General features: G+C 64.9%; 23 protein-coding genes. 9 read left to right on the plus strand and 14 right to left on the minus strand.

What is annotated here, in order from left to right; genetic code table 11:
* The 3 genes from ACOJSI_RS16200 to ACOJSI_RS16210 all read right to left on the minus strand — a co-directional run.
* Positions 1-567: FAD-dependent oxidoreductase (locus tag ACOJSI_RS16200; protein ID WP_420139340.1), on the minus strand; the 567-nt coding region annotated here is incomplete at its 3' end.
* A gap of 109 nt (positions 568-676) precedes the next feature.
* A complete protein-coding gene (locus tag ACOJSI_RS16205; RefSeq protein ID WP_420139373.1) occupies positions 677-1,015 on the minus strand; it encodes an acyl-CoA thioesterase in 339 nt (112 codons plus the stop codon).
* Between the two features lie 53 nt (positions 1,016-1,068).
* Entirely contained in the window at positions 1,069-2,394 is a 1,326-nt protein-coding gene (locus tag ACOJSI_RS16210) for a pyruvate dehydrogenase complex dihydrolipoamide acetyltransferase (RefSeq protein WP_420139341.1), read from the minus strand.
* 111 nt (positions 2,395-2,505) lie between these two features.
* On the opposite strand from ACOJSI_RS16210, the gene ACOJSI_RS16215 reads away from it, so the two are divergent.
* The 4 genes from ACOJSI_RS16215 (at position 2,506) to ACOJSI_RS16230 (ending at position 4,281) form a co-directional block, all read left to right on the plus strand.
* Complete coding sequence (locus ACOJSI_RS16215) at positions 2,506-2,961, plus strand: universal stress protein (protein ID WP_420139374.1); 456 nt, start codon at positions 2,506-2,508, stop codon at positions 2,959-2,961.
* An 89-nt stretch (positions 2,962-3,050) separates the two neighbouring features.
* A complete protein-coding gene (locus ACOJSI_RS16220; RefSeq protein ID WP_420139342.1) occupies positions 3,051-3,479 on the plus strand; it encodes a PaaI family thioesterase in 429 nt (142 codons plus the stop codon).
* Positions 3,476-3,883 carry a PaaI family thioesterase gene (locus ACOJSI_RS16225; RefSeq protein WP_420139343.1) on the plus strand — a complete coding sequence of 136 codons (408 nt, stop codon included), beginning with the start codon at positions 3,476-3,478 and terminating at the stop codon, positions 3,881-3,883. Before ACOJSI_RS16220 ends, ACOJSI_RS16225 begins: the two co-directional genes overlap by 4 nt.
* Complete coding sequence (locus ACOJSI_RS16230) at positions 3,883-4,281, plus strand: EVE domain-containing protein (RefSeq protein ID WP_420139344.1); 399 nt, start codon at positions 3,883-3,885, stop codon at positions 4,279-4,281. Before ACOJSI_RS16225 ends, ACOJSI_RS16230 begins: the two co-directional genes overlap by 1 nt.
* Positions 4,282-4,309: 28 nt before the next feature.
* Here ACOJSI_RS16230 and ACOJSI_RS16235 read toward each other — a convergent pair whose 3' ends face one another.
* The gene (locus ACOJSI_RS16235; protein WP_420139345.1) at positions 4,310-4,672 is read right to left on the minus strand and encodes a winged helix-turn-helix transcriptional regulator; all 363 of its coding nucleotides are present in this window, start codon (positions 4,670-4,672) and stop codon (positions 4,310-4,312) included.
* A 147-nt stretch (positions 4,673-4,819) separates the two neighbouring features.
* Here ACOJSI_RS16235 and ACOJSI_RS16240 point away from each other — a divergent pair, with 147 nt between their 5' ends.
* Positions 4,820-5,626 (plus strand): SDR family NAD(P)-dependent oxidoreductase, encoded by an 807-nt coding sequence (locus tag ACOJSI_RS16240; RefSeq protein ID WP_420139346.1) that lies wholly within the window; start codon positions 4,820-4,822, stop codon positions 5,624-5,626.
* Between the two features lie 184 nt (positions 5,627-5,810).
* On the opposite strand, the gene typA is transcribed toward ACOJSI_RS16240, so the two are convergent.
* The gene (gene typA, locus ACOJSI_RS16245; RefSeq protein ID WP_420139347.1) at positions 5,811-7,646 is read right to left on the minus strand and encodes a translational GTPase TypA; all 1,836 of its coding nucleotides are present in this window, start codon (positions 7,644-7,646) and stop codon (positions 5,811-5,813) included.
* 206 nt (positions 7,647-7,852) lie between these two features.
* Between typA and ACOJSI_RS16250 the strand changes: the two genes are divergently transcribed.
* Together ACOJSI_RS16250 and ACOJSI_RS16255 are read left to right on the plus strand one after the other, a co-directional pair.
* Positions 7,853-9,067: a toxic anion resistance protein gene (locus tag ACOJSI_RS16250; RefSeq protein WP_420139348.1), complete on the plus strand. Its 1,215-nt coding sequence runs from the start codon at positions 7,853-7,855 to the stop codon at positions 9,065-9,067.
* Positions 9,067-9,774, plus strand: a complete 708-nt coding sequence (locus ACOJSI_RS16255; RefSeq protein WP_420139349.1) for a hypothetical protein — start codon at positions 9,067-9,069, stop codon at positions 9,772-9,774. The genes ACOJSI_RS16250 and ACOJSI_RS16255 overlap by 1 nt, the downstream gene beginning before the upstream one ends.
* A gap of 184 nt (positions 9,775-9,958) precedes the next feature.
* Here the strand turns inward: ACOJSI_RS16255 and ACOJSI_RS16260 are convergent, their stop codons facing one another.
* The 5 genes from ACOJSI_RS16260 to ACOJSI_RS16280 form a co-directional block, all read right to left on the minus strand.
* Positions 9,959-10,528: a ClpP family protease gene (locus tag ACOJSI_RS16260; RefSeq protein ID WP_420139350.1), complete on the minus strand. Its 570-nt coding sequence runs from the start codon at positions 10,526-10,528 to the stop codon at positions 9,959-9,961.
* A gap of 95 nt (positions 10,529-10,623) precedes the next feature.
* The gene (gene holA / locus ACOJSI_RS16265) at positions 10,624-11,649 is read right to left on the minus strand and encodes a DNA polymerase III subunit delta (protein WP_420139351.1); all 1,026 of its coding nucleotides are present in this window, start codon (positions 11,647-11,649) and stop codon (positions 10,624-10,626) included.
* Entirely contained in the window at positions 11,646-12,155 is a 510-nt protein-coding gene (gene lptE, locus ACOJSI_RS16270) for an LPS assembly lipoprotein LptE (protein ID WP_420139352.1), read from the minus strand. The genes holA and lptE overlap by 4 nt, the downstream gene beginning before the upstream one ends.
* Complete coding sequence (gene leuS, locus ACOJSI_RS16275; RefSeq protein ID WP_420139353.1) at positions 12,152-14,752, minus strand: leucine--tRNA ligase; 2,601 nt, start codon at positions 14,750-14,752, stop codon at positions 12,152-12,154. The genes lptE and leuS overlap by 4 nt, the downstream gene beginning before the upstream one ends.
* Before the next feature lie 5 nt (positions 14,753-14,757).
* Positions 14,758-15,198, minus strand: coding sequence for a DUF3576 domain-containing protein (locus ACOJSI_RS16280; RefSeq protein WP_420139354.1), 441 nt, complete (start codon positions 15,196-15,198; stop codon positions 14,758-14,760).
* A 221-nt stretch (positions 15,199-15,419) separates the two neighbouring features.
* Between ACOJSI_RS16280 and ACOJSI_RS16285 the strand changes: the two genes are divergently transcribed.
* Positions 15,420-16,142, plus strand: a complete 723-nt coding sequence (locus ACOJSI_RS16285; RefSeq protein WP_420139355.1) for a hypothetical protein — start codon at positions 15,420-15,422, stop codon at positions 16,140-16,142.
* Here the strand turns inward: ACOJSI_RS16285 and ACOJSI_RS16290 are convergent.
* Positions 16,132-16,629, minus strand: a complete 498-nt coding sequence (locus ACOJSI_RS16290) for a thiamine phosphate synthase (RefSeq protein WP_420139356.1) — start codon at positions 16,627-16,629, stop codon at positions 16,132-16,134. The two genes, ACOJSI_RS16285 and ACOJSI_RS16290, sit on opposite strands and share 11 nt — an antisense overlap.
* A 58-nt stretch (positions 16,630-16,687) precedes the next feature.
* On the opposite strand from ACOJSI_RS16290, the gene ACOJSI_RS16295 reads away from it, so the two are divergent.
* A complete protein-coding gene (locus ACOJSI_RS16295) occupies positions 16,688-17,359 on the plus strand; it encodes a YggS family pyridoxal phosphate-dependent enzyme (RefSeq protein ID WP_420139357.1) in 672 nt (223 codons plus the stop codon).
* A 98-nt stretch (positions 17,360-17,457) separates the two neighbouring features.
* On the opposite strand, the gene ACOJSI_RS16300 is transcribed toward ACOJSI_RS16295, so the two are convergent.
* Genes ACOJSI_RS16300 through ACOJSI_RS16310 form a run of 3 tightly spaced genes read right to left on the minus strand, consistent with a single transcriptional unit; the run spans position 17,458 to position 19,819 of the window.
* Complete coding sequence (locus ACOJSI_RS16300; protein WP_420139358.1) at positions 17,458-17,958, minus strand: L,D-transpeptidase family protein; 501 nt, start codon at positions 17,956-17,958, stop codon at positions 17,458-17,460.
* The gene (gene ribA / locus ACOJSI_RS16305) at positions 17,958-19,019 is read right to left on the minus strand and encodes a GTP cyclohydrolase II (protein ID WP_420139359.1); all 1,062 of its coding nucleotides are present in this window, start codon (positions 19,017-19,019) and stop codon (positions 17,958-17,960) included. Before ribA ends, ACOJSI_RS16300 begins: the two co-directional genes overlap by 1 nt.
* On the minus strand, positions 19,016-19,819 hold the full coding sequence (locus tag ACOJSI_RS16310) for an exodeoxyribonuclease III (RefSeq protein ID WP_420139360.1): 804 nt from the start codon (positions 19,817-19,819) through the stop codon (positions 19,016-19,018). The genes ribA and ACOJSI_RS16310 overlap by 4 nt, the downstream gene beginning before the upstream one ends.
* Positions 19,820-19,966: the final 147 nt, after the last annotated feature.

A 19,966-nucleotide genomic window follows, 5' to 3' on the forward strand; every position in this document is an offset into this window, starting at 1 on the left:
GCTCGCGAATTCGCAGCCGATCGCGCCGGAACCGATCACCAGCAGGTTGGTCGGCATCTCGTTGGGAGTCATCGCATGGCGATAGGTCCAGATGCGGTCGCCATCCGCCTTGGCGAAGGGCAGATCGCGGGCACGCGCGCCGGTCGCCAGGATGATGTTCTTGGCGACAATGTCGGTCGTCTGATCGCCATTCTTGACCTGCAGCTTACCCTTGCCGGTCAGTGCTCCGACACCCTCCACGACCGTCACCTTATTCTTCTTCATCAGGCCCTTGACGCCTGCATTGAGCTGACCGGCCACCTTGCGGCTGCGATCCACCACCTTGGGCAGATCGAACCCGGCCTTGTCGACCGTCAGGCCGTAAGAGGCCGCGTGCGTCATATAATGATAGACTTCGGACGTGCGCAGCAGCGCCTTGGTCGGGATACAGCCCCAGTTGAGACAGATGCCGCCCAAACGCTCGCGCTCGATAATCGCGACCTTCATGCCCAACTGCGCCGCCCGGATTGCGGCCACATAACCACCAGGTCCGGAGCCGAGAATCGCAAGATCGTATGTATCAGCCACTTGAGCCTCTTCTTTCAGCGTACCGTCATGCCGGAAGCGACCAGCACCCAATCCTGTCGTTGAACTGGACACCGGCCCACGCCGGAGTGACGCTCAGGTTGCAATATAGTCAGCTATCTTCCCGTATCACCCGTGGGCGACCATCGTCGCCAATCGCCACGAATGTGAACAAAGCGTGCGTCACACGATCGGTCTCTTCGCCCGCGCGGACGCGGCGCCACGCCGAAACCTCGATCTTCATCGACGAACGTCCGGTCCCGACCACATTGGCATAGACGGAAACGACGTCGCCGACCTTGACCGGACGATGAAAGGTCATGCCGTCAATCGCGATCGTCACCGCCCGTCCGCGTGAATAGCGCGCGGCAACGGTCCCGGCGGCCGAATCCATGATGCTTAGCAGCCAGCCGCCGAAGATGTCGCCATAGGGGTTGGTGTCCGCCGGCATGGCGACCACCCGGATGGCAGGTTCTCCGGCGGGAAGTTCCGGATCGTCGCTGCTCAAGCCAGCATGCCCAGCGGATTTTCGCACAGCCGCTTGAACGCCGCCATGAAAGCCGCGCCGTCCGATCCGTCGATCGCGCGATGATCGAAGCTGCCGGTGGCGCTCATCACGGTCGCGATCTGCAGGCTGTCATTGACCACATAAGGGCGCTTCTCGCCAGCGCCGATCGCGAGGATCATGGCCTGGGGCGGGTTGATGATCGCCTCGAACTGCTTGATCCCGAACATGCCCATGTTGGAGAGGCTGGCGGTGCCGCCGGCATATTCGTGCGGCTGCAGCTTGCCCTCGCGCGCACGGCCGGCGAGATCCTTGATCTCGGTCGCGATCGCCGACAGCGACTTGGTGTCGGCCGAGGTGACGACCGGCGTGATCAGGCCGCCGGGGATCGAGACCGCGACCGAAATGTCGGCGCGCTTGAACTGGATCAGCGTGTCGCCCGCGAACTGGACGTTGACCGCCGGCACTTCCATCAGCGCGACAGCCTGCGCCTTGATCAGCATGTCGTTGACCGACAGCTTCACGCCACGGCTTTCCAGCCCCTTGTTGAGCTCGCCGCGCAGCTTGAGCAACGCGTCGAGGTTGATGTCGACCGTCAGGTAGATGTGCGGGACGTTCTGCTTCGATTCGGTCAGACGGCGCGCGATCGTCTTGCGCATGTTGGACAGCTTGCTGGTCTCGGCCGGCACGCCTTCGGGCGCGGCGGCGGGCGCTGGGGCAGCCCGCGGCGCTTCGGCCTGAGCTGCCTGAGGTGCTGCTGCGGCCTGTCTGGCTTGCGCCGGCTGCGCGCCTTCCAGGTCGGCCTTCACGATGCGTCCATTCGGGCCGGAGCCCTTCACCGTCGCAAGGTCCACGCCTTGCTGCTCGGCTAGGCGGCGGGCCAGCGGGCTCGCCTTGATCCGGCTGTTGCCGCCCGACGTTACAGACGAAACCTTATTGGTCTCCTCCGGCGTGGGGTCCGTCGCCGGGCTGGCGCCATAGCCCTTCTCCGCGGCGGCCGGCTCTTTTGCCGGGACGGCCGGCGCCGTGTCCGCCTTGGCTGCTGCAGGCGCCTTGGTTTCGGCTGCGGCCGAAGCATCTTCGCCTTCGGCGGCCAGGATCAAAATGGTTTCACCAACTTTAACGCCGTCGGAGCCGGCGGGGACAAGCAATTTGGCGACCACGCCTTCATCGATCGTCTCGAATTCCATGGTCGCTTTGTCGGTTTCGATTTCCGCGAGGATATCGCCCGACTTGACGCTGTCGCCCTCCTTGACGAGCCACTTGGCAAGTGTGCCCTCCTCCATTGTGGGGGACAAAGCGGGCATCTTGATCTCGATCGGCATAGGTGAGCGGGCCTCTCCGGGCGGGGCAAACAGGCGCGTCCTTTCGGACAGCATGCCGTGATGGTCAAGGCTCGCTTGCCACAAGTGTCGGAACGCGCGATCTTATCGCACGTGCGCACCTATCTAGCCGTTATCGACGATCAGCCCGAGGCACGTACCGCGTTGCGCTTCGCCGCAAGGCGTGCGGCCAAGACGGGCGGCGCCATCGCGATTCTCGCGCTCGTGCCCGCCGCTGAGTTCGTCCAATGGTCCGGCGTCCAGGCCGCGATGGAGGAAGAGGAACGTCTTCGGGTCGAGGGCATGGTCGCCGAAGCGGCGGGCGCCCTGATCAAGGAGACCGGCCTCAAACCGGAAATCATCGTCCGGCATGGCGAACCGGTTGCCGTGGTGCGTCAGCTCCTGAAGGAAAAGCCGGAGATTGCAGCGCTCGTCCTCGGCGCGGCCAAGGAAGGGGGGCCCGGGCTGCTGGTCGCGCATTTCGCCGGCGCGGACGCGGGCAAGATGCGTTGCCCGGTGATGATCATCCCCGGCTCGCTCAGCGATGAGGCGCTCGACCGACTCAGCTGATCACCCGACGGCAGCGACTGCCCTCATTATTATGCCCTCGGCGCCGGCTGCCGCTTGTCGCGGTAACAGAGCTTCCATATGCGACAGCCATGCCCGACCGCTTCGACCCTGTGACTTTTCTGGCGTCGGCCAAGGGCGGCCACATCATGGCCCTAGGCTTGAAACATGTCGCCCACGGCGACGATTGGTGCGAACTGGCGCTCGCCTACGATCGGCGGCTGGTGTCGGATGCGACCAGCGGCATTCTCGCCTCGGGCCCGATCGTCTCGCTGATGGATACGGCGGCCGGCTTCGCGGTGTGGGTTCGTCGCGGCGCGTTTGCGCGGCAGGCGACGCTCGACCTGCGGCTCGATTATCTGCGCCCCTCCCGCGTCGGCCAAACCGTGATCGGCCATGCCGAATGTTATCGCCTGACACGCCGCGTCGCCTTCGTGCGCGGTGTGGCGCATGACGGGAGTGCGGACGACCCGGTCGCGCACCTTGCCGGCACCTACATGCTGCTCGGAGATGCGCAGTGAGCGCCGTCGCGCTCCTCCCTTATGCAGACTTCCTCGGCATCCAGGTCCAGGGGGAGCATCACGGCGCGCCTTTGCTGGTCATGCCCTTCTCCGAAGGCTTGTTGAACCTGCAAGGGGGGCTTCATGGCGGCGCCATCTCCGGTCTGCTGGAAATCGCCGCGATCGCCGCGATCGATGCCACGCTGGAGGATCGCGAGCAGGCGCGCGCCATCTTCAAGCCGATCACCGTAACGGTCGACTTCATGCGCCCTGGCCTGCCCGCCAACGTCTATGCCTGTGGCGAGGTCATTCGCGTCGGCGGCCGTATCGCCAATGTCGCGGTGAGCGCCTGGCAGGACGATCCGGACCGCCTCATCGCGGCGGCGCGTATGAACCTCGCCATCGGAAATCCGGGAGACGCGTGATGCGATATTGGCTGCTTCGGTCGGAACCCGACGCCTATAGCTGGGACGATCTGGTGCGCGACGGCGCGACCGAATGGAATGGCGTGCGCAATTATACCGCGCGCAACTTCCTGAAAGAGATGCAGCCCGGCGACCAGGCGCTCTTCTACCATTCCAACACGGAAAAAGCGGCGGTCGGGATCATGGAGGTCACGCGCGCCTGGCAGCCCGACGGCGACGACGGCAAATGGGCCAGCGTGGCGGTGAAGCCCGTGCGCAAGCTGGCCAAGCCGGTGACGCTGGAGGCCATCAAGGCAGCGCCCGACCTCAAGGCATTGGAAATGCTGCGCCAATCCCGGCTTTCCGTGACGCCGGTCCGCGACGAGGAATGGAAGACGTTGCTGGCGATGGGCGCCTGAGGCCAGGCGGCGAGCTGGCGCGTCGCCGCTAGTCCTCCGCGCGCTCGTAACGCAACGCCATTTCCGACAACGGCCGCCCCGTCGCGCGGTCCACGACCACAGGATCGACGACGCGCCCGGTCTCGCTATCGATCAGCGTGCTGAGCTTGCCCTCACCATGATGCGTGCGCCCCCAGGCCGCGATCGCCTGCAGCACCGGGATATAATCACGTCCCGCCGCGGTGAGCTGATATTCGTCGCGTGGAGGCCGTTCGCTGTAGCGGCGCTTCTGCAGCAACCCGTCGCGCACTAGTGCCGCCAGCCGTCGCGTCAGGATGTTCGGCGCAATGCCGAGACTGCGACGGAAATCATCGAAGCGGGCTATGCCCAGCGCCGCATCGCGCAGGATCATCGTGCTCCATAAATCGGGAACCCGGCAGGCGCCGCGGCCAACCGGGCACGGTCCAGCAGCAAATTTCTCAGTGTCCATTGCATAATGATAGTTACATCACTATCAAAATGCAAGCGACTCGTAGTTCGGGTCGGATGGAGATTGATAATGACATCAGACACTTTGGGAACGGCGCTGATCACGGGTGCATCCACAGGCATCGGTGCGGTCTATGCCGACCGACTGGCGCGGCGTGGCCATGACCTGATCCTGACGGCACGCGACACCGCCCGGATGACGGCGCTCGCCGCTCGACTGCGCGAAGCGACCGGACAAAGAATCGACATCGTGCGCGCCGACCTTACCGATGCTGCAGACCGCGCGGTGGTGGAGACGATCCTGCGCGACGATCCTACGATCACCGTGTTGATCAACAATGCAGGCATGTCTCTGGAGGGCTCGATCCTCGACAATGACGGGGATCAGATTGCGCGGCTGATCGCGCTGAACGTCACCGCGCCATCCGTGCTGGCCGCGGCCGCCGCGAAAGCCTTCGTCGCGCGGGGCAAAGGCGCGATCGTCAACATGTCGTCCGTCCTGGCGCTGGCGCCAGAACGGTTCGACGGCCTGTATAGTGGCAGCAAGGCCGACCTGCTGAACCTCAGCCTCGCCATGGCGAGCCAACTCGCGGACAAAGGCGTTTACGTGCAGGCAGTATTGCCTGGAGTAACCCGTACCGAAATTTGGGCGCGGTCCGGCAAGGATGTGGACGCTTTTCCTGCCGAAATCGTGATGAGCGTGGATGATCTGGTGGACGCAGCTCTGGTTGGGTTCGACCGGCGGGAAACGGTTACGATCCCTCCACTGCAGGATGATCGCCAGTGGGCCGACCTCATGCAGGCGCGCCTGGCGCTCGCTCCGCACCTCTCCGCGCGGGACGTCGCGCCACGCTATCGGACAGCGCAGCCAGCCTAGTGGCGGGCTAGGCTCGCTCCCGAAGCAAAGAAACAGAGCGGCACACGGCTATGCGGTGGTAGCGGCGCTGGGCGGGCTAAGTCCGGCGCGCTCTGCACATGAAAAGGGGTATGCGGCCCAGCAGCCACATACCCCCAACCATGCGCCGAACGCCGTATGACGGCCTTCGGAATGCCGTCTCCGCTCAGGCGGCCTGCTTGGCCCGGCTCGCGCGCTTGCGCTCATGCGGGTCAAGATGGCGCTTGCGCAGACGGATGTTCTTCGGCGTGACCTCGACCATTTCGTCGTCGTCGATATAGGCGATCGCCTGCTCCAGCGTCAGGCGGCGCGGCGGGGTCAGCCGGATTGCGTCGTCCTTGCCGCCGCTCGCGCGGAAGTTGGTGAGCTGCTTGGCCTTCATCGGGTTGACCTCGAGGTCGTCCGTCTTGGCATTCTCACCGATGATCATGCCCTCGTAGAGCTGCTCGCCCGGGGCAACCATCATCACGCCGCGCTCTTCGAGTGGGCCGAGCGCATAGGCATTGGCCTCGCCCGCACCGTTCGAGATCAGCACACCATTCTTCCGGCCTTCAATATTGCCCTTGTAGGGGCCGTATTTCTCGAACAGCCGGTTCATGATGCCGGTGCCGCGCGTATCCGACAGGAATTCGCCATGATAGCCAATCAGGCCGCGCGAGGGTGCCGAGAAGGTGATGCGCGTCTTGCCGCCGCCGGACGGCCGCATGTCGGTCATCTCGCCTTTGCGGTTGGCCATCTTCTCGACAACCGTGCCCGAATAATCCTCGTCCACGTCGATCACCACGGTTTCGTAAGGCTCTTCGCGGCCGTTCTCGCCATCGCGGAACAGCACGCGCGGGCGGCTGATGCCAAGCTCGAACCCTTCGCGGCGCATGGTCTCGATCAACACGCCGAGCTGAAGCTCGCCGCGGCCGGCGACGTCGAAGCTGTCCTTGTCGTCGCTCTCGGTCACGCGGATCGCGACATTGCTCTCCGCCTCGCGCATCAGCCGGTCGCGGATCATGCGCGACGTGACCTTGGTGCCTTCGCGACCCGCCATCGGCGAATCGTTGACCGCAAACCGCATCGACAGCGTCGGCGGATCGATCGGCTGCGCGTGCAGCGGCTCGGTTACCGCCGGGTCGGCGATCGTGTTCGCCACGGTCGCTGTCGTGAGCCCCGCGATCGAGATGATGTCGCCCGCCTGGGCTTCGTCGACCGGCACGCGCTCGAGACCGCGAAACGCCATGATCTTGGACGCGCGGCCCGTCTCGACGACATTACCGTCATTGTCGAGCGCGTGGATCGGCATGTTGGTCTTGACCGTACCGCTCGCGACGAGGCCGGTCAGGATGCGGCCGAGGAAGTTGTCGCGGTCCAGCAGGGTGACCAGGAACTTGAACGGACCATCCGGATCGGCCGACGGCGCCGGCACATGTTCCACGATCTTCTCGAACAGCGGCTTGAGCGTGCCTTCGCGCGCATCCGCATCGTCGCTGGCATAGCCGTTGCGGCCCGACGCGAACAGGACGGGGAAATCCAGCTGCTCGTCATTGGCCTCCAGGCTGACGAACAGGTCGAACACCTCGTCCAGCACTTCCTGGGTGCGCGCGTCGGACCGGTCGATCTTGTTGACTACCACGATCGGGCGCAGCCCCAGCGCGAGCGCCTTGCCGGTGACGAACTTGGTCTGCGGCATGGCGCCTTCGGACGAATCGACCAGCAGGATCACGCCGTCGACCATCGACAGGATGCGTTCCACCTCGCCGCCGAAATCGGCGTGGCCGGGCGTATCGACGATATTGATGCGCGTCTTCTCGCCGTCGCTGCCTTCCCACTCGACCGAGGTGCACTTGGCGAGAATGGTGATGCCGCGCTCTTTTTCGAGATCGTTCGAATCCATCGCACGCTCTTCGACGCGTTGATTGTCGCGGAAGGTGCCGGACTGACGGAACAGTTGGTCGACCAGGGTAGTCTTGCCATGATCGACGTGCGCGATGATGGCCACGTTGCGGAGGCGCATGGTGGTCTTTCGTTTTGGGATTTCGAAGTCGTGCGCGCCTTTAGCCGAATTGCGGCGTTGCAACAAGCCGCGGCGCCACTCCCGCACCGAATAGCGATTCTTCAGGACGCGTGCGCACCTCGGCTCCTCTGTGAACCGCGCCCCAGCGTATCACTTGAATAAGACAGCAATTGCCTCCTATCTTGTAACCCAGCAGGAGATTGACCTTGGCAACCACCGCGACCGAAACGAAGACTGACGAGCTCGTTCTTACGCCCCCGGCCCCGGTGCAGCCGATCGCACCGGCCAAGGCCGCCGGCCTCGTCCCGCTGGACGACGGCACCCGTAGCGAGTTGGACAAGCGTGTCGGCGCGTTCGTGGATGAGCTGGCAGAACTCGATTCGAATTCGCCTGAATTCGGCAAGCGCGTCGACACGATTTCCAACCTTGGGCAGAAGGAGATTCGCGACGCCGCCAGCCACTCCAACCGATTCCTCGATCGTCCGGTCCGGGCGATGGACGGCGAGAATGGGGTAGGCGCCGACCTGGCGGAATTGCGCCGGACGATCGTGGATCTGGATCCGGCGAAAAAGGGCAATCTACTCGCGCCGAAGAAGCTGTTCGGCATCATTCCCTTCGGGAACAAGCTGCGCAATTATTTCGATAGCTACAAAAGCTCGCAGAGCCATATCTCGGCGATCCTCGTCAGCCTTAAGAACGGAAAGGACGAGCTGCTGAAGGACAATGCCGCGATCGATACGGAGCGGCAGTCGCTGTGGGCGGCGATGGGCCGGCTGGAGCAGATGATCCATTATGCCCAGACGGCAGACAAGATGCTGGAGGACAAGGCCAATGACCTTGAGACCAGCGACCCCGCCAAGGCCAAGGCGATCCGGGAAAGCGCGCTCTTCTATGTCCGCCAGCGCCACCAGGATCTGCTGACCCAGATGGCGGTGACGGTGCAGGGCTATCTCGCGCTCGATCTCGTCAAGAAGAACAATATCGAACTGATGAAGGGCGTGGATCGCGCCTCGACCACCACGGTCGCGGCGCTGAAGACGGCCGTCACGGTGGCGCAGGCGCTGGTCGGGCAGAAATTGGTGCTGGAACAGATCACCCAGCTCAACACCACGACCGCCAACATCATCGATTCGACCGGCGAGATGCTGCGTAGCCAGACCGCGCAGATCCATCAGCAGGCGGCGTCGGCAACCATCCCGATCGAAACGCTGAAGCGCGCCTTCCAGAATATCTACGACACGATGGACGCAGTCGATCGGTTCAAGCTGGAGGCGCTCGATTCGATGAAGACGACCGTCAACAGCCTGTCGTCGGAGGTCGAGAAGTCGCGCGGTTATATCGCCCGTGCCGAAGGCGCGGCGCAGGCGCGGCTCACCGGCGGCAGCACACCCGCCGCCGAAGATCCTTTCAAGGCGATCTGATGCCCGATCCTCATCGCGTCGTGGCCGATGCCGAAGCGCTCCTCCAGCGCGTGTCCCCGGAAGGGCGCCGGCTTGCGCAGCGCCAGCGTGAGCGGCGCAACCGCGCGCTGATTCGCGCTTTCCTGCGCGTGATAGCGGCCGTGGGGGCGATCCTCGTCGCGGCGGTCGCGTGGGGGGTCGTGATCGGGCCGATCGGTCAGATGGGCTTCCTCGCGGTGTTGGTCGCAATGGCGATCGCCGCCGGCGTGATCTTCGCGATGAGCCATGAGCCGGAGGAGACCGTCCAGAGCCTGGCTGCCAGCGACATCACGCTGCTGCCACAGAAAACCGAGGCTTGGCTGCAGCGCCAGCGCCCCGCTTTGCCCGCGCCGGCTCAGCGCCTGGCGGACGGCATCGGCCTCAAGCTCGAGGCGCTTGCGCCGCAGCTGGTCAATCTCGATCCCCGCGAGCCGGCCGCCGCGGAAGTCCGCAAATTGCTCGCGACCGAACTGCCGGAGCTGATCGAAGGCTATGCCCGCGTGCCCGCCGGTCTGCGCAGCGACAGCCGCAACGGCATTGCGCCGGACAAGCAACTGGTCGAGGCGCTCGGCGTCGTCGACAGCGAACTCGCCCGCATGAGCGCCGATCTCGCCACCGGCGACCTTCAGAAACTGGCGACGCAGGGGCGCTATCTGGAGCTCAAATATAAGGACGATCAGGGGATCTGATCGCCTGAACGAACGCCATCCTGCTCAAATCACGCTGGCTCCCGCCAGGCTGATGCGAGCCGGAAATCACTAATCGTCATGCTGAACTTGTTTCAGCATCCACCCCTGGCCGGACAGCCATAGCGCGTCATAATGGGCCGCCGCTAGCGGCGACGCTCGCGCCATGTCGTGACTGCGACCGGGCTCAAATCACCTCGGTCACCAGCCCGAGGTCCTTGGCTTCCTGCGCATCCAGATACCAGTTGGACGGCGTTTTCTGAAGCAGTTCGTCCATCGTCAGGCGAGAGCCACGGATCAGGTTCTCAAACCCCTCATTCTGGATCGCGATCGACGCCTCGATCTCGTGCAGGGACGCGCGCACGATTTCGATCGCGCTCGTCAACGGTCCCTCGACCGCCAATTGCTTATGCATTTGCCGCTCATGGACCATCAGCCGCGTACCGCGCGTCAGATAGCGGTTCTCCCGGGCGAAGAAGCTCATCAGCGTTACGCCGGCCGAATAGACGGCGGTCTTGCCCAGGAAGACGAAGCTGCGCGCCTGATCCGTCTCACTGTGGAATCGCATGTCTTCGCCGATCATCCGCGCGATTTCGGGGTCGCCTCCGAGTGTAGAAAGCTCGATCGCGATCACCCCTTCGGCCGGTGCATTCTCCAGCTGCTCCCGGAATTGCGCATACATCTGATCGTCGACCGTACCGGCGAGCAGGATGGCCGGATTGAGAAAGCTCTTCGGCTGGAGTTTTTCAGCAGTCATGTCGCACCTGAAGATTGGCGTAAGCGGGTTGAACGCGTCCAAAGCCTCAGCCGAAAATTGGTTGCGAATTCAATTTGATGCGACAGATCTGTGACTCACCGGCGCTTCGCGGCAAAGCGCGTGATCGTCATCACCTCTTCCTCGACCAGCGCGCTGCCCGGATAGCCGGGGGCCTTCACCTGGCGCTCCGCCTCGGCCAACCGCGTCAGCGCGGTCGCCAGCGCGGCGGGTGTCCAGCGGGCCAGTTGCGCCTGGATGATCGGCTTTTCCTTCCAGAAGATCGCCCGGCCCGCCGTTTCCATCACGCGATCGATGCTCTCACCCTCCGCCATCTGCCCGCGCAGCTGCGCCAGTTGCAACGCGCGGCGGGACAAGGCACGAATGACCGGAATATCCTCGATCCCCTCATTGGCCAGGCGCGCCAATTCGTCATCGGCCTGCTGCGGCAGGCCCGAAAAGACGGCATTGGCGAGTTTGGAGAGATCCCCTTCCTCCGTTGCCGCGCCCAGGGCATCCAGCGCGTCCGCCTCCAACGGCTTCGGGCGATCCGGCGCCGCATCGACATAAAGGGCCATTTTCTCGAGTTCGCGGCTGATAAGTGCGCGATCCCCGTTGCATACCGCCGCCACCCGCACCGCAACGTCGTTGCGGATGTGAAGGCCAAGGTCACGGCCGATATCGATCACCAGCGCGACGGCGTTCCGCCCTTCCGGGACGTAACTCAGGTGTGACAAGGCGGCATCGCTCGCCTGGACCAGCTTCACCAGCTTGGAATCTTTGCGCAGCGCGCCCGCCACCGCAGCCACCGGATTGCCGGCTGCCGGCGCCTCCAGCAACGCCTGCACTGCCTCGACCGCATCGTCTGTCGCCGGATCAAGCCTGATCCAGTTCCTGCCACCAAACAGGCTGATCGCTGCCGCCTCGTCTGCCAGTCGTGCTGGATCCGCCTTCAGGGTGGCCGACGTGAGGTCGATCCGTTCTGCGTCGGCGCCGACGGCGGCGCCCAGCCGGTCCGCCAGCGCACGCGATCCGGCCTCGTCCGGCCCGTACATCAGGTAGAAGCGGATGCTGGGATCGGCGCTGTCGAGCGCGCGGCGGAACCGGGCTTCTTCGGGCTTCATTCCGCCGGCGGATGACGTCGGGCATAGAGCGCGACGCGCGTCACGATCTGATCGGCGACCTCGCCCGACAGGCGCTCAAGCGCCGTCTGTTCCGCGGCGATCACGGCATATTCGGAGGTCACCACGTCGATGCCGGCATCCGATTGCGCGGTCGTATCCAGCAGCACAGCCTGATTCGATGTGTCGACCAGTTTGAAGCGTGCGCGCAAGGTGCGCCGTTCGCGCGTCACCGTATTGTTGCTGCGGATGCCGAAGCCGGTGATCTGATCGTCCAGCAGCACGTCCAGCCGATAGCGCGCGGACCCTTGGCTATTGGCGCCCAGCCGATCCAGCAGCGCATTCCGCATCAGCCAGCCCTGCTGGCCCGCAATCTGGCCGACCTCGATCCCGCTCAGCGTCTGCGCCACCGTGCCGTGGCTGCCGCCGGCATACATCGGCTGGAGGCCGCAGCCAGCCAGCGTCAGGCTGGCCGACACGAGACAGGCAAGGCGCAGCAGTGACGTCATGCGACGATGTTGACCAGCCGATCGGGAACGACAATCACTTTCTTCGCGGCGCCCCCTGCCAGGATCGCCTGGACCTTCGGTGAGGCCAAGGCGAGGCCTTCCATCGCATCCTTGTCGATGCCCTTGGCGACGATAAGCGTATCGCGCAGCTTGCCGTTGACCTGGACGGCCACGGTCACCTCATCCTCGACCAGCATCGCCGAGTCGACATCCGGCCAGGATGCGTCCGCCACCAGTCCTTCGCCGCCGATGCGCGCCCACGCTTCCTCGGCGAAGTGCGGCACCATGGGAGCCGTGAGCCGGATCAGCGCCCGCGCTGCGTCGTCGCGCGCCGCCGACGGCTTCGCTTTCTCTACCGCGCCGACCAATTCATACAGCTTGGCCACCGCCTTGTTGAAGGACAGCGATTCGACGTCCGCCGCAACACCGGCAATCGTTTGGTGCAGCTTACGTGTCAGCGCGGCATCACTGCCCTCGCCGCCCTGCACCTGGGTGGCCCGCCACAAACGCTGAACGAAGCGCGCACAACCCTCGATGCCGGACACGCTCCACGGCAGGTCGCGCTCCGGCGGACTGTCGGACAGCATGAACCACCGCACCGCGTCCGCGCCATAATGATCAAGGATCGGCGCCGGATCGACCGTGTTCTTCTTCGACTTCGACATCTTCTCGACGCGGCCGACCCGGACCTCCGGACCACCGTCTTTCAGGAAGACGCCCGTGTCGCGCCGATCGATTTCCTCAGGCGAGAACCAGGTGATGCGGCCGCTCTCCGCATCCTCGGTGAAGTAGGTTTCGTGCGTCACCATGCCTTGGGTGAACAGGCCGGTGAACGGCTCGGCGATGTCGAGCCGGCCGATATGCTTCAACGCACGCGTCCAAAAGCGCGCGTAGAGCAGGTGCAGGATCGCATGCTCGACCCCGCCGATATATTGCCCGACGGGCAGCCACTGCTCGGCGACCGAACGGTCGAACGGCTGATCCTTGGGCTGACTGGCGAAACGGACGAAATACCAGCTCGAATCGACGAACGTGTCGAGCGTGTCGGTCTCGCGCCGCGCCGGTTTGGCGCACGTCGGACAATCGACATGCTTCCACGTCGGATGGCGATCCAACGGGTTCCCGGGGATGTCGAAGCTCACATCCTCCGGCAGTACCACCGGCAACTGATCCTTCGGCACCGCAACCGGGCCGCAACCGTCGCAATGAATGATCGGGATCGGCGTGCCCCAGTAACGCTGACGGCTCACACCCCAGTCGCGCAGGCGATAGACGGTGGTACCGACGCCCCAACCTTCGCCTTCGGCGCGCGTGACGATCGCACTTTTGGCCTCTTCCGAGCCCAGCCCGTCGAGGAAGCGCGAATTGACGATCACGCCAGGATCGGTGTCGGCCTCATCAGCGATCGGATCATTGGCATGGTCGGCTGATTTGGCGACGACCCGCGCCACCGGCAGCATATATTTGCGCGCGAAATCCAAGTCGCGCTGGTCGTGCGCGGGCACGCCGAAGACAGCGCCCGTGCCATAGTCCATCAGCACGAAATTGGCGACGAACACGGGCAACTTCCAGCTCGGATCGAGCGGGTGGACCGCGCTCAGTCCGGTGTCGAAGCCTTTCTTCTCGGCGGTCTCGATCTCCGCCGCGGCCGTGCCGGTCTGGCGGCACTCATCGATGAACGCGGAGAGGCCGGGCGTCGCGTCCTTCAGCGCCTGCGCCAACGGATGATCAATCGACACCGCAACGAACGATGCGCCGAAAATCGTGTCGGGGCGCGTGGTGAACACTTCGACATGGGGGAAAGGTGCTTCGACTTCGCTCAGCACGAACGGCTCTTGGGAAGCCGCTATCTCATCCCCGTTCGTCCTGAGCGAAGTCGAAGGACGTTCCAGCGCAAATTTAAACCGCAGCCCCTTGGATCGCCCGATCCAATTGGCCTGCATCAGCTTCACCTTGTCAGGCCAATGCTCCAGGCTATCGAGCCCTTCGATCAATTCGTCGGCGAAGTCCGTAATCTTGAGGAACCATTGGCTCAGCTTGCGCCGCTCCACCAACGCGCCTGAACGCCAGCCGCGCCCGTCGATCACCTGCTCATTGGCCAACACGGTCATGTCGACCGGGTCCCAGTTGACCGCGCTTTCCTTGCGATAGACGAGGCCGGCTTGGTACAGATCCAGGAACAACGCCTGCTCCTGCCCATAATATTCCGGCTCGCAGGTCGCCAGCTCGCGGCTCCAGTCGAGTGCGAAGCCCAGGCGCTTCAGCTGCGCCTTCATCGCCTCGATATTGGCACGGGTCCACGCACCCGGATGGACGTTCTTCTCCATCGCCGCATTTTCGGCAGGCATGCCGAAGGCGTCCCACCCCATCGGGTGCAGCACCTCCATGCCGCGCATGCGCCAATAGCGCGCGAGCACGTCGCCCATCGTGTAGTTGCGAACATGGCCCATATGGATGCGCCCCGACGGATAGGGGAACATCTCCAGCACATAGCTTTTCGGCTTGGGCGACGCATCGTCGGCATGGAACGTGCCACGCGTTTCCCATTCCCGCTGCCAGCGTCCGTCGCTGTGGCGGGGCTCGAACCTTTCGCTCACCGGTATCAGCCGTTCGCGGCGGCGTTGCGCCTCAGGTCACGCGCCTTCTGCAGGATGATTTCCTCCAGCTTCGCGTTGGTCGCGGCCTGAACGGCAGCGTCGACCCACTGGCCATTCTGATACACCTGGCGCGCTGTCGCGACGCGCAGCACGTCGGCACGCAGCGCCGAATCCAGGATCGACACCGAAACCTTCATCCGCTCGGTCGGCACGGCCGGGTTCAGATACCAATTGGTGATGATCACGCCGCCATTGCTGTCCGTCTGTGCGATCGACATGAAGGACAAGGTATCGAGCGCCGCCCGCCACAGATAGGCGTTCACACCGATCGTGGTGACGTTGACCGGGGCCATCTGCGGCTGCTTCACCTTCTTGCGGGCGTCGGCAGCCCCGGCGAGGCTGGCGATCATCAGAAGGCCGATCAGGGGGCGGGAAGAACGGATCATACGAACGGAGAACCTTTGCGGTCGGGCAAGCGGCGCCGTTATAGAAGCTCGTCGCCCGCCCGCAAGCCGGCTGCGGCGGAGTGCTGGACCGCAAATATTCATCCGCGCGCCATAAAATGTGGAGACGCTGCAACATATCGAAATGATTCGATGCTTGAAGGGGAACGGAGTTGCTTGCGGGGGGTAGCGGCATCCGGAAGTGCGACACATATGGGGCGCAAATGAAAACGATTCGCGGGAGATTAGGGAAGTGGGGCGGCGCCGTGGCGCTGGCAACCCTGCTTGTCGTCCCCACGACATTGGCCGACGCCAAGGTGCGCAAGCGCAGCCGCCCGCCCGTGGCGGAGCTGGCGCCGGGTTTCAGCGCCTTCACGCCGGCTGCGGCAGATCCCCGTCTGGCAGCGCAGTTTGCGCGCAGCGGCCTCGGCACCGGCACCTTCAACGACAGCGCCTTCCGGTTCACGCCGTCGGGTGCAGGCGCCAGCCGCCGCGCGATCACCGTCGCGGTTCGCTCGCGCGCAATTTCGCGGCAGCAGGCCGCCCATGCTTTGGCCCTGCCCAGTGAGGGTCTGGCGCCCTTTGCCTATAGCCTTGGCGCGTCGGTCGGCTGGAAGCGCTTCGCTCTGTCGGGTGACGTACAGAAGGTCGATGGCGGGCTGCTGCCGACCAGCCGTGAGTCGGCGGATCTGGGGCTCATCTTCTCCGGCAAGCGCTGGGCCACCGAATTGCAGGTCGCCGGCGAACGCTCGACCAGCACGAACGGTAGCCCGATCGGGCTGGATGACAGCTGGTCGGTCGGCGTTGGCGGGTCTTACGCCATTTCGCAGCGCTTCAACGTCACTGGCGGCGTCCGCTATAAGACGCAGCGCGATCAGTTGCAGAGCCTAGCCGACGATCGTCGTGACAGCCAGGCTGTCTATCTGGGCACGACCTTCAAGTTCTGATCCACGCGTCGATCGCGGCCCAGCCGTAAGCGCCTAGCGCCGCCACGCCCCGAAACCGCTGACGATCCATTCCCCCAAGTGCCGCCACCGGTACGTGCGACCTCTGCGCCCATAATCCGAACCTGACCCGCCCTACACCCCTCGCCTGAGGATGCGAGCGCGTGGGAAATAGGGGGGACAGGAAAACCAGGTCTGCCCGTGCGGCCAGCATCTCGCGCGCGCTGTGGGTCGGTGCTGTCCGCAGCATCGGCCGCGGCCTGCGTTTGTGGGGGGAACGCCCGTGGGCGCCGTCCGCGCGCCACGCCGCCGCCTGCTGCAAGCCTCCGGCAAGAACGAGCACCAGGCGCCGTCGCCTCGCAATCCGGCGGACTCGCTCGAACAAGGCGCGACGCCCCGGCGCGCCATAATGCCGGAAGATTACGCCGCTGCCGCGCGGCAGCTGCTCCAGCGCCTGCCACAAGCCGTCGCCCATGCGGGGATCGGTCATCAGCCAGAGGCGCGGGAGAGGCTGGCGGGATCGCATATCGGTCGCCTATAGCCGCGCGATGCTGTCGCCCGATACTCCCGCCGCACGCCTGAACGCGGTTCGTGAAAAGCTCGCACGCGCCGCACGTGCGGCAGGACGCCCGCCCGAGGCGATCGAGCTGATCGCCATCTCCAAGACGCATCCCGCAGAGGACATCCTGCCGCTGATCGCAGCTGGCCAGACCAGCTTCGGCGAGAATCGCGTTCAAGAGGCGCAGGCGAAATGGCCGGCCTTGAAAGAAGCTCACCCTTCCCTTCGCCTGCATCTTGTCGGGCAGCTGCAATCCAACAAGGCAGAGGACGCGGTCGCCTTGTTCGATGCGATCCATGGCGTCGATCGGACCAGCCTGGTCGATGCGTTGGCAAAGGCGATCGTCAAATCCGATCGCCGCCCCGCCTTATTCGTTCAGGTCAATATCGGCGAGGAAGCGCAGAAGGGAGGATGCGCCATCGCTGACCTGCCCCACCTGCTCGCCCATTGCGAAAGCGTTGGTCTGACGATTGCCGGCCTGATGTGCGTGCCACCCGCCGACACCGAGGCTGCCCCGTATTTCGCGCTGCTCGCCAAGCTGGCACACGACCACGGGCTCGCCCAGCTCAGCATGGGCATGTCCGGGGATTACGAGACGGCCGCGATGCTGGGCGCGACCTGCGTGCGCGTCGGAACCGCGCTGTTCGGCGCGAGGGCGTAATCACCTCGGCTGGGCCCAGGGCATCTTCGCCCGCGTAACCGTTAGTTCAGACCGCTTGGTCGATGGAAGCCTGAGGTCGCCAATCGTCGCCGCCTGGCTCACACGATTTCGAGCACGTCGCCCAGCGCGATCGAGGGCAACAAGGCCAGCAAGGCCGGCTTGGCAACCGCGACACAGCCTTCCGTGGCCGCACCGTCGCGCCAGCAATGCAGGAAGATCGCGCTCCCCAGCCCGGCCCGTGGCGGGGCATCATTATGCCCCAGGATGACGATGGCATCGTACAGCTCATCATGCCGCCACAGCCGCTCGGCGCCAAAGCCGTGCGGGTGCCGTACCGGGCGGTTATAGGCCGGATCCGCGGGGTCGTCCGACCAGCCATCGTCGGGGCGCAGCCAGCGCCAGGGCAGCGTCATGCCGGCGGGCACAGGCGTACGATCTGGCCGCAGCAAGACCCCGCGCACCGGCCATCGGCCGAGCGGGGTAGCGCCATCCCCTTCCCGCTTATACACTGCCGCGATGATGCCGCTTCGACCGATGCTGCAGGCGGTAGCCGTATCGCCGGCCCGCAGCAGGCCGGCCGTGCTGTCGGCGATCAGCATCACAGCAGATGCCCGGTGCGATCGCGCTTCACGTCCAGATAATGGGCGTTGTGGGGATTGGCCGGCAGCTTGTGGGGCACACGTTCGATCACGGCGATGCCGGCGCCCTCCAAGCCCGCGACCTTGGCAGGGTTGTTGGTCAGCAGGCGGATCTTGTCCTGCCCCAGCAGGCGCAGCATCGCCGCCGCGATCGTGAAATCCCGCGCGTCGACCGCGAAGCCCAGCCGGAGATTGGATTCGACCGTGTCGTAGCCCTGGTCCTGCAGCCCATAGGCGCGTAGCTTATTGATCAGGCCGATCCCCCGCCCCTCCTGGCGCAGATAGAGCAGGATCCCCCAGCCATTGGCGGAAATGGCATGGATCGCGGCATGCAGCTGCGGCCCGCAATCGCATTTGAGGCTCCCCAGCACATCGCCCGTCAGGCACTCGCTGTGCAAGCGCACCAGGGGCGGCGACCCGTTGGGGGCACCGATCAGCAGTGCGACATGTTCGGCGGCATCCGCCGGCGATCGGAAGGCGACGATCTCGCTATTCTCGGCGCCGGCCACCGGCAGCCGCGCCCGCGCTACGATCGCCAGGTGATCCTGCCGTTCGTAGCTGGCGATCTGCGCGGCATCCACGCGCGCCGCCTCATCTCCTTCCGCCCGGACAAAGAAGGCCGGCAGCAGGCCCGCCACGCGCGCCAGCGTCAGTGCGGCCGACGCCGCCTCCCCCGCCACCACCGGGCGGGTTCGATAAGGTCCCTTCAGTGGGCTGGCGAGATCGTGCGCCGCATCGGCCAGCGCGATCGCCGCCGGCAGATCCAGCCACGGCACGCGCTCGATCAGCACCGGCTGGCCCGGCGTTGCGGCGTCGCGCTGATTGGCAAGCTTCAGGATCGCGCCGCGCTCACCCGAGAGCAGCACGTCCGCCACCCCACCGGCATCGAAGTCCGCCAGGCGCAGCTCATCCGCGCGCTCGACCGCCAGCACGACCACACTGCCGTCCGCGCCGTCGATTCGCACCGGCCAGCCACGCCGCAGCGCGTCGACCGCGCGGGCCGCATCCCGCCCGTCGCTCACACCGCGAACTCGGTCACCAACGGCACATGATCGGATGGCTTCAGCCAGTTGCGGCACGCCTCATGCACCGTGTGCGCGGTCGCCTTGGCCGCAACCTCTTTGCTGGCCCACATATGATCCAGCCGACGGCCGCGATCGTTCACGGTCCAGTCGGGCGAGCGATAGCTCCACCACGTATGAAGGCGGGCCGGCGCCGGATAGAAATGGCGGCCGAGATCCACCCAGTCATGCGCTGCCTTCAGCCGATCGAGCAGGTCGACCTCCACCGGCGTATGGCTGACCACATCCAGCAATTGCTTGTGGCTCCACACATCCTCCGGCAGCGGCGCGATGTTGAAGTCGCCGACCAGAAGCGTCGGCTCGCTCAGGCAGCTCGCCCACTGCGTCATCCGCTCCACGAAGGCCAGCTTCTGCGCGAACTTGGGATTGACCTCCGGATCGGGAATGTCGCCACCTGCGGGCACATAGACATTCTCCAGTCGGAAGCCGGCTTCCAGCCACACGCCGACATGGCGCGCCTCGCCATTGTCCTGCCAGTCGAAGCGCCAGCAATCCTCCGACGCATCGCGAAACGGAATGCGCGACAGGATTGCCACGCCATGGTGCATGCGCTGCCCGTGCAGGCGCTGGTGCGTATAGCCCCATCGCCGAAAATCCTCGGCCGGAAAGACGTCGTCCGCGGCCTTGGTTTCCTGCAGGCACAGGATGTCGATCCCCTCTTCCTTCAGGAAGCGTTCGACGATGCCAATCCGCGCCCGCACCGAATTGATGTTCCACGACGCGATCTTGAGAGCTGCCATGCCGGGCATGTAGCGATGCAGGGGCTGTGATGGAAGATTGTCGCGTCGCCGCCCGACCAGACTGGAAAGCCGATGCTTTTTCCGGGGCTTAACCGCCTCATGGGCGTTGCAGATCTGCGCCCTGCGGCAGGGCGTGTCTTCGGAAAG

Source organism: Sphingomonas sp. (genome assembly GCF_048595155.1).
Lineage (GTDB): Bacteria > Pseudomonadota > Alphaproteobacteria > Sphingomonadales > Sphingomonadaceae > Sphingomonas_I.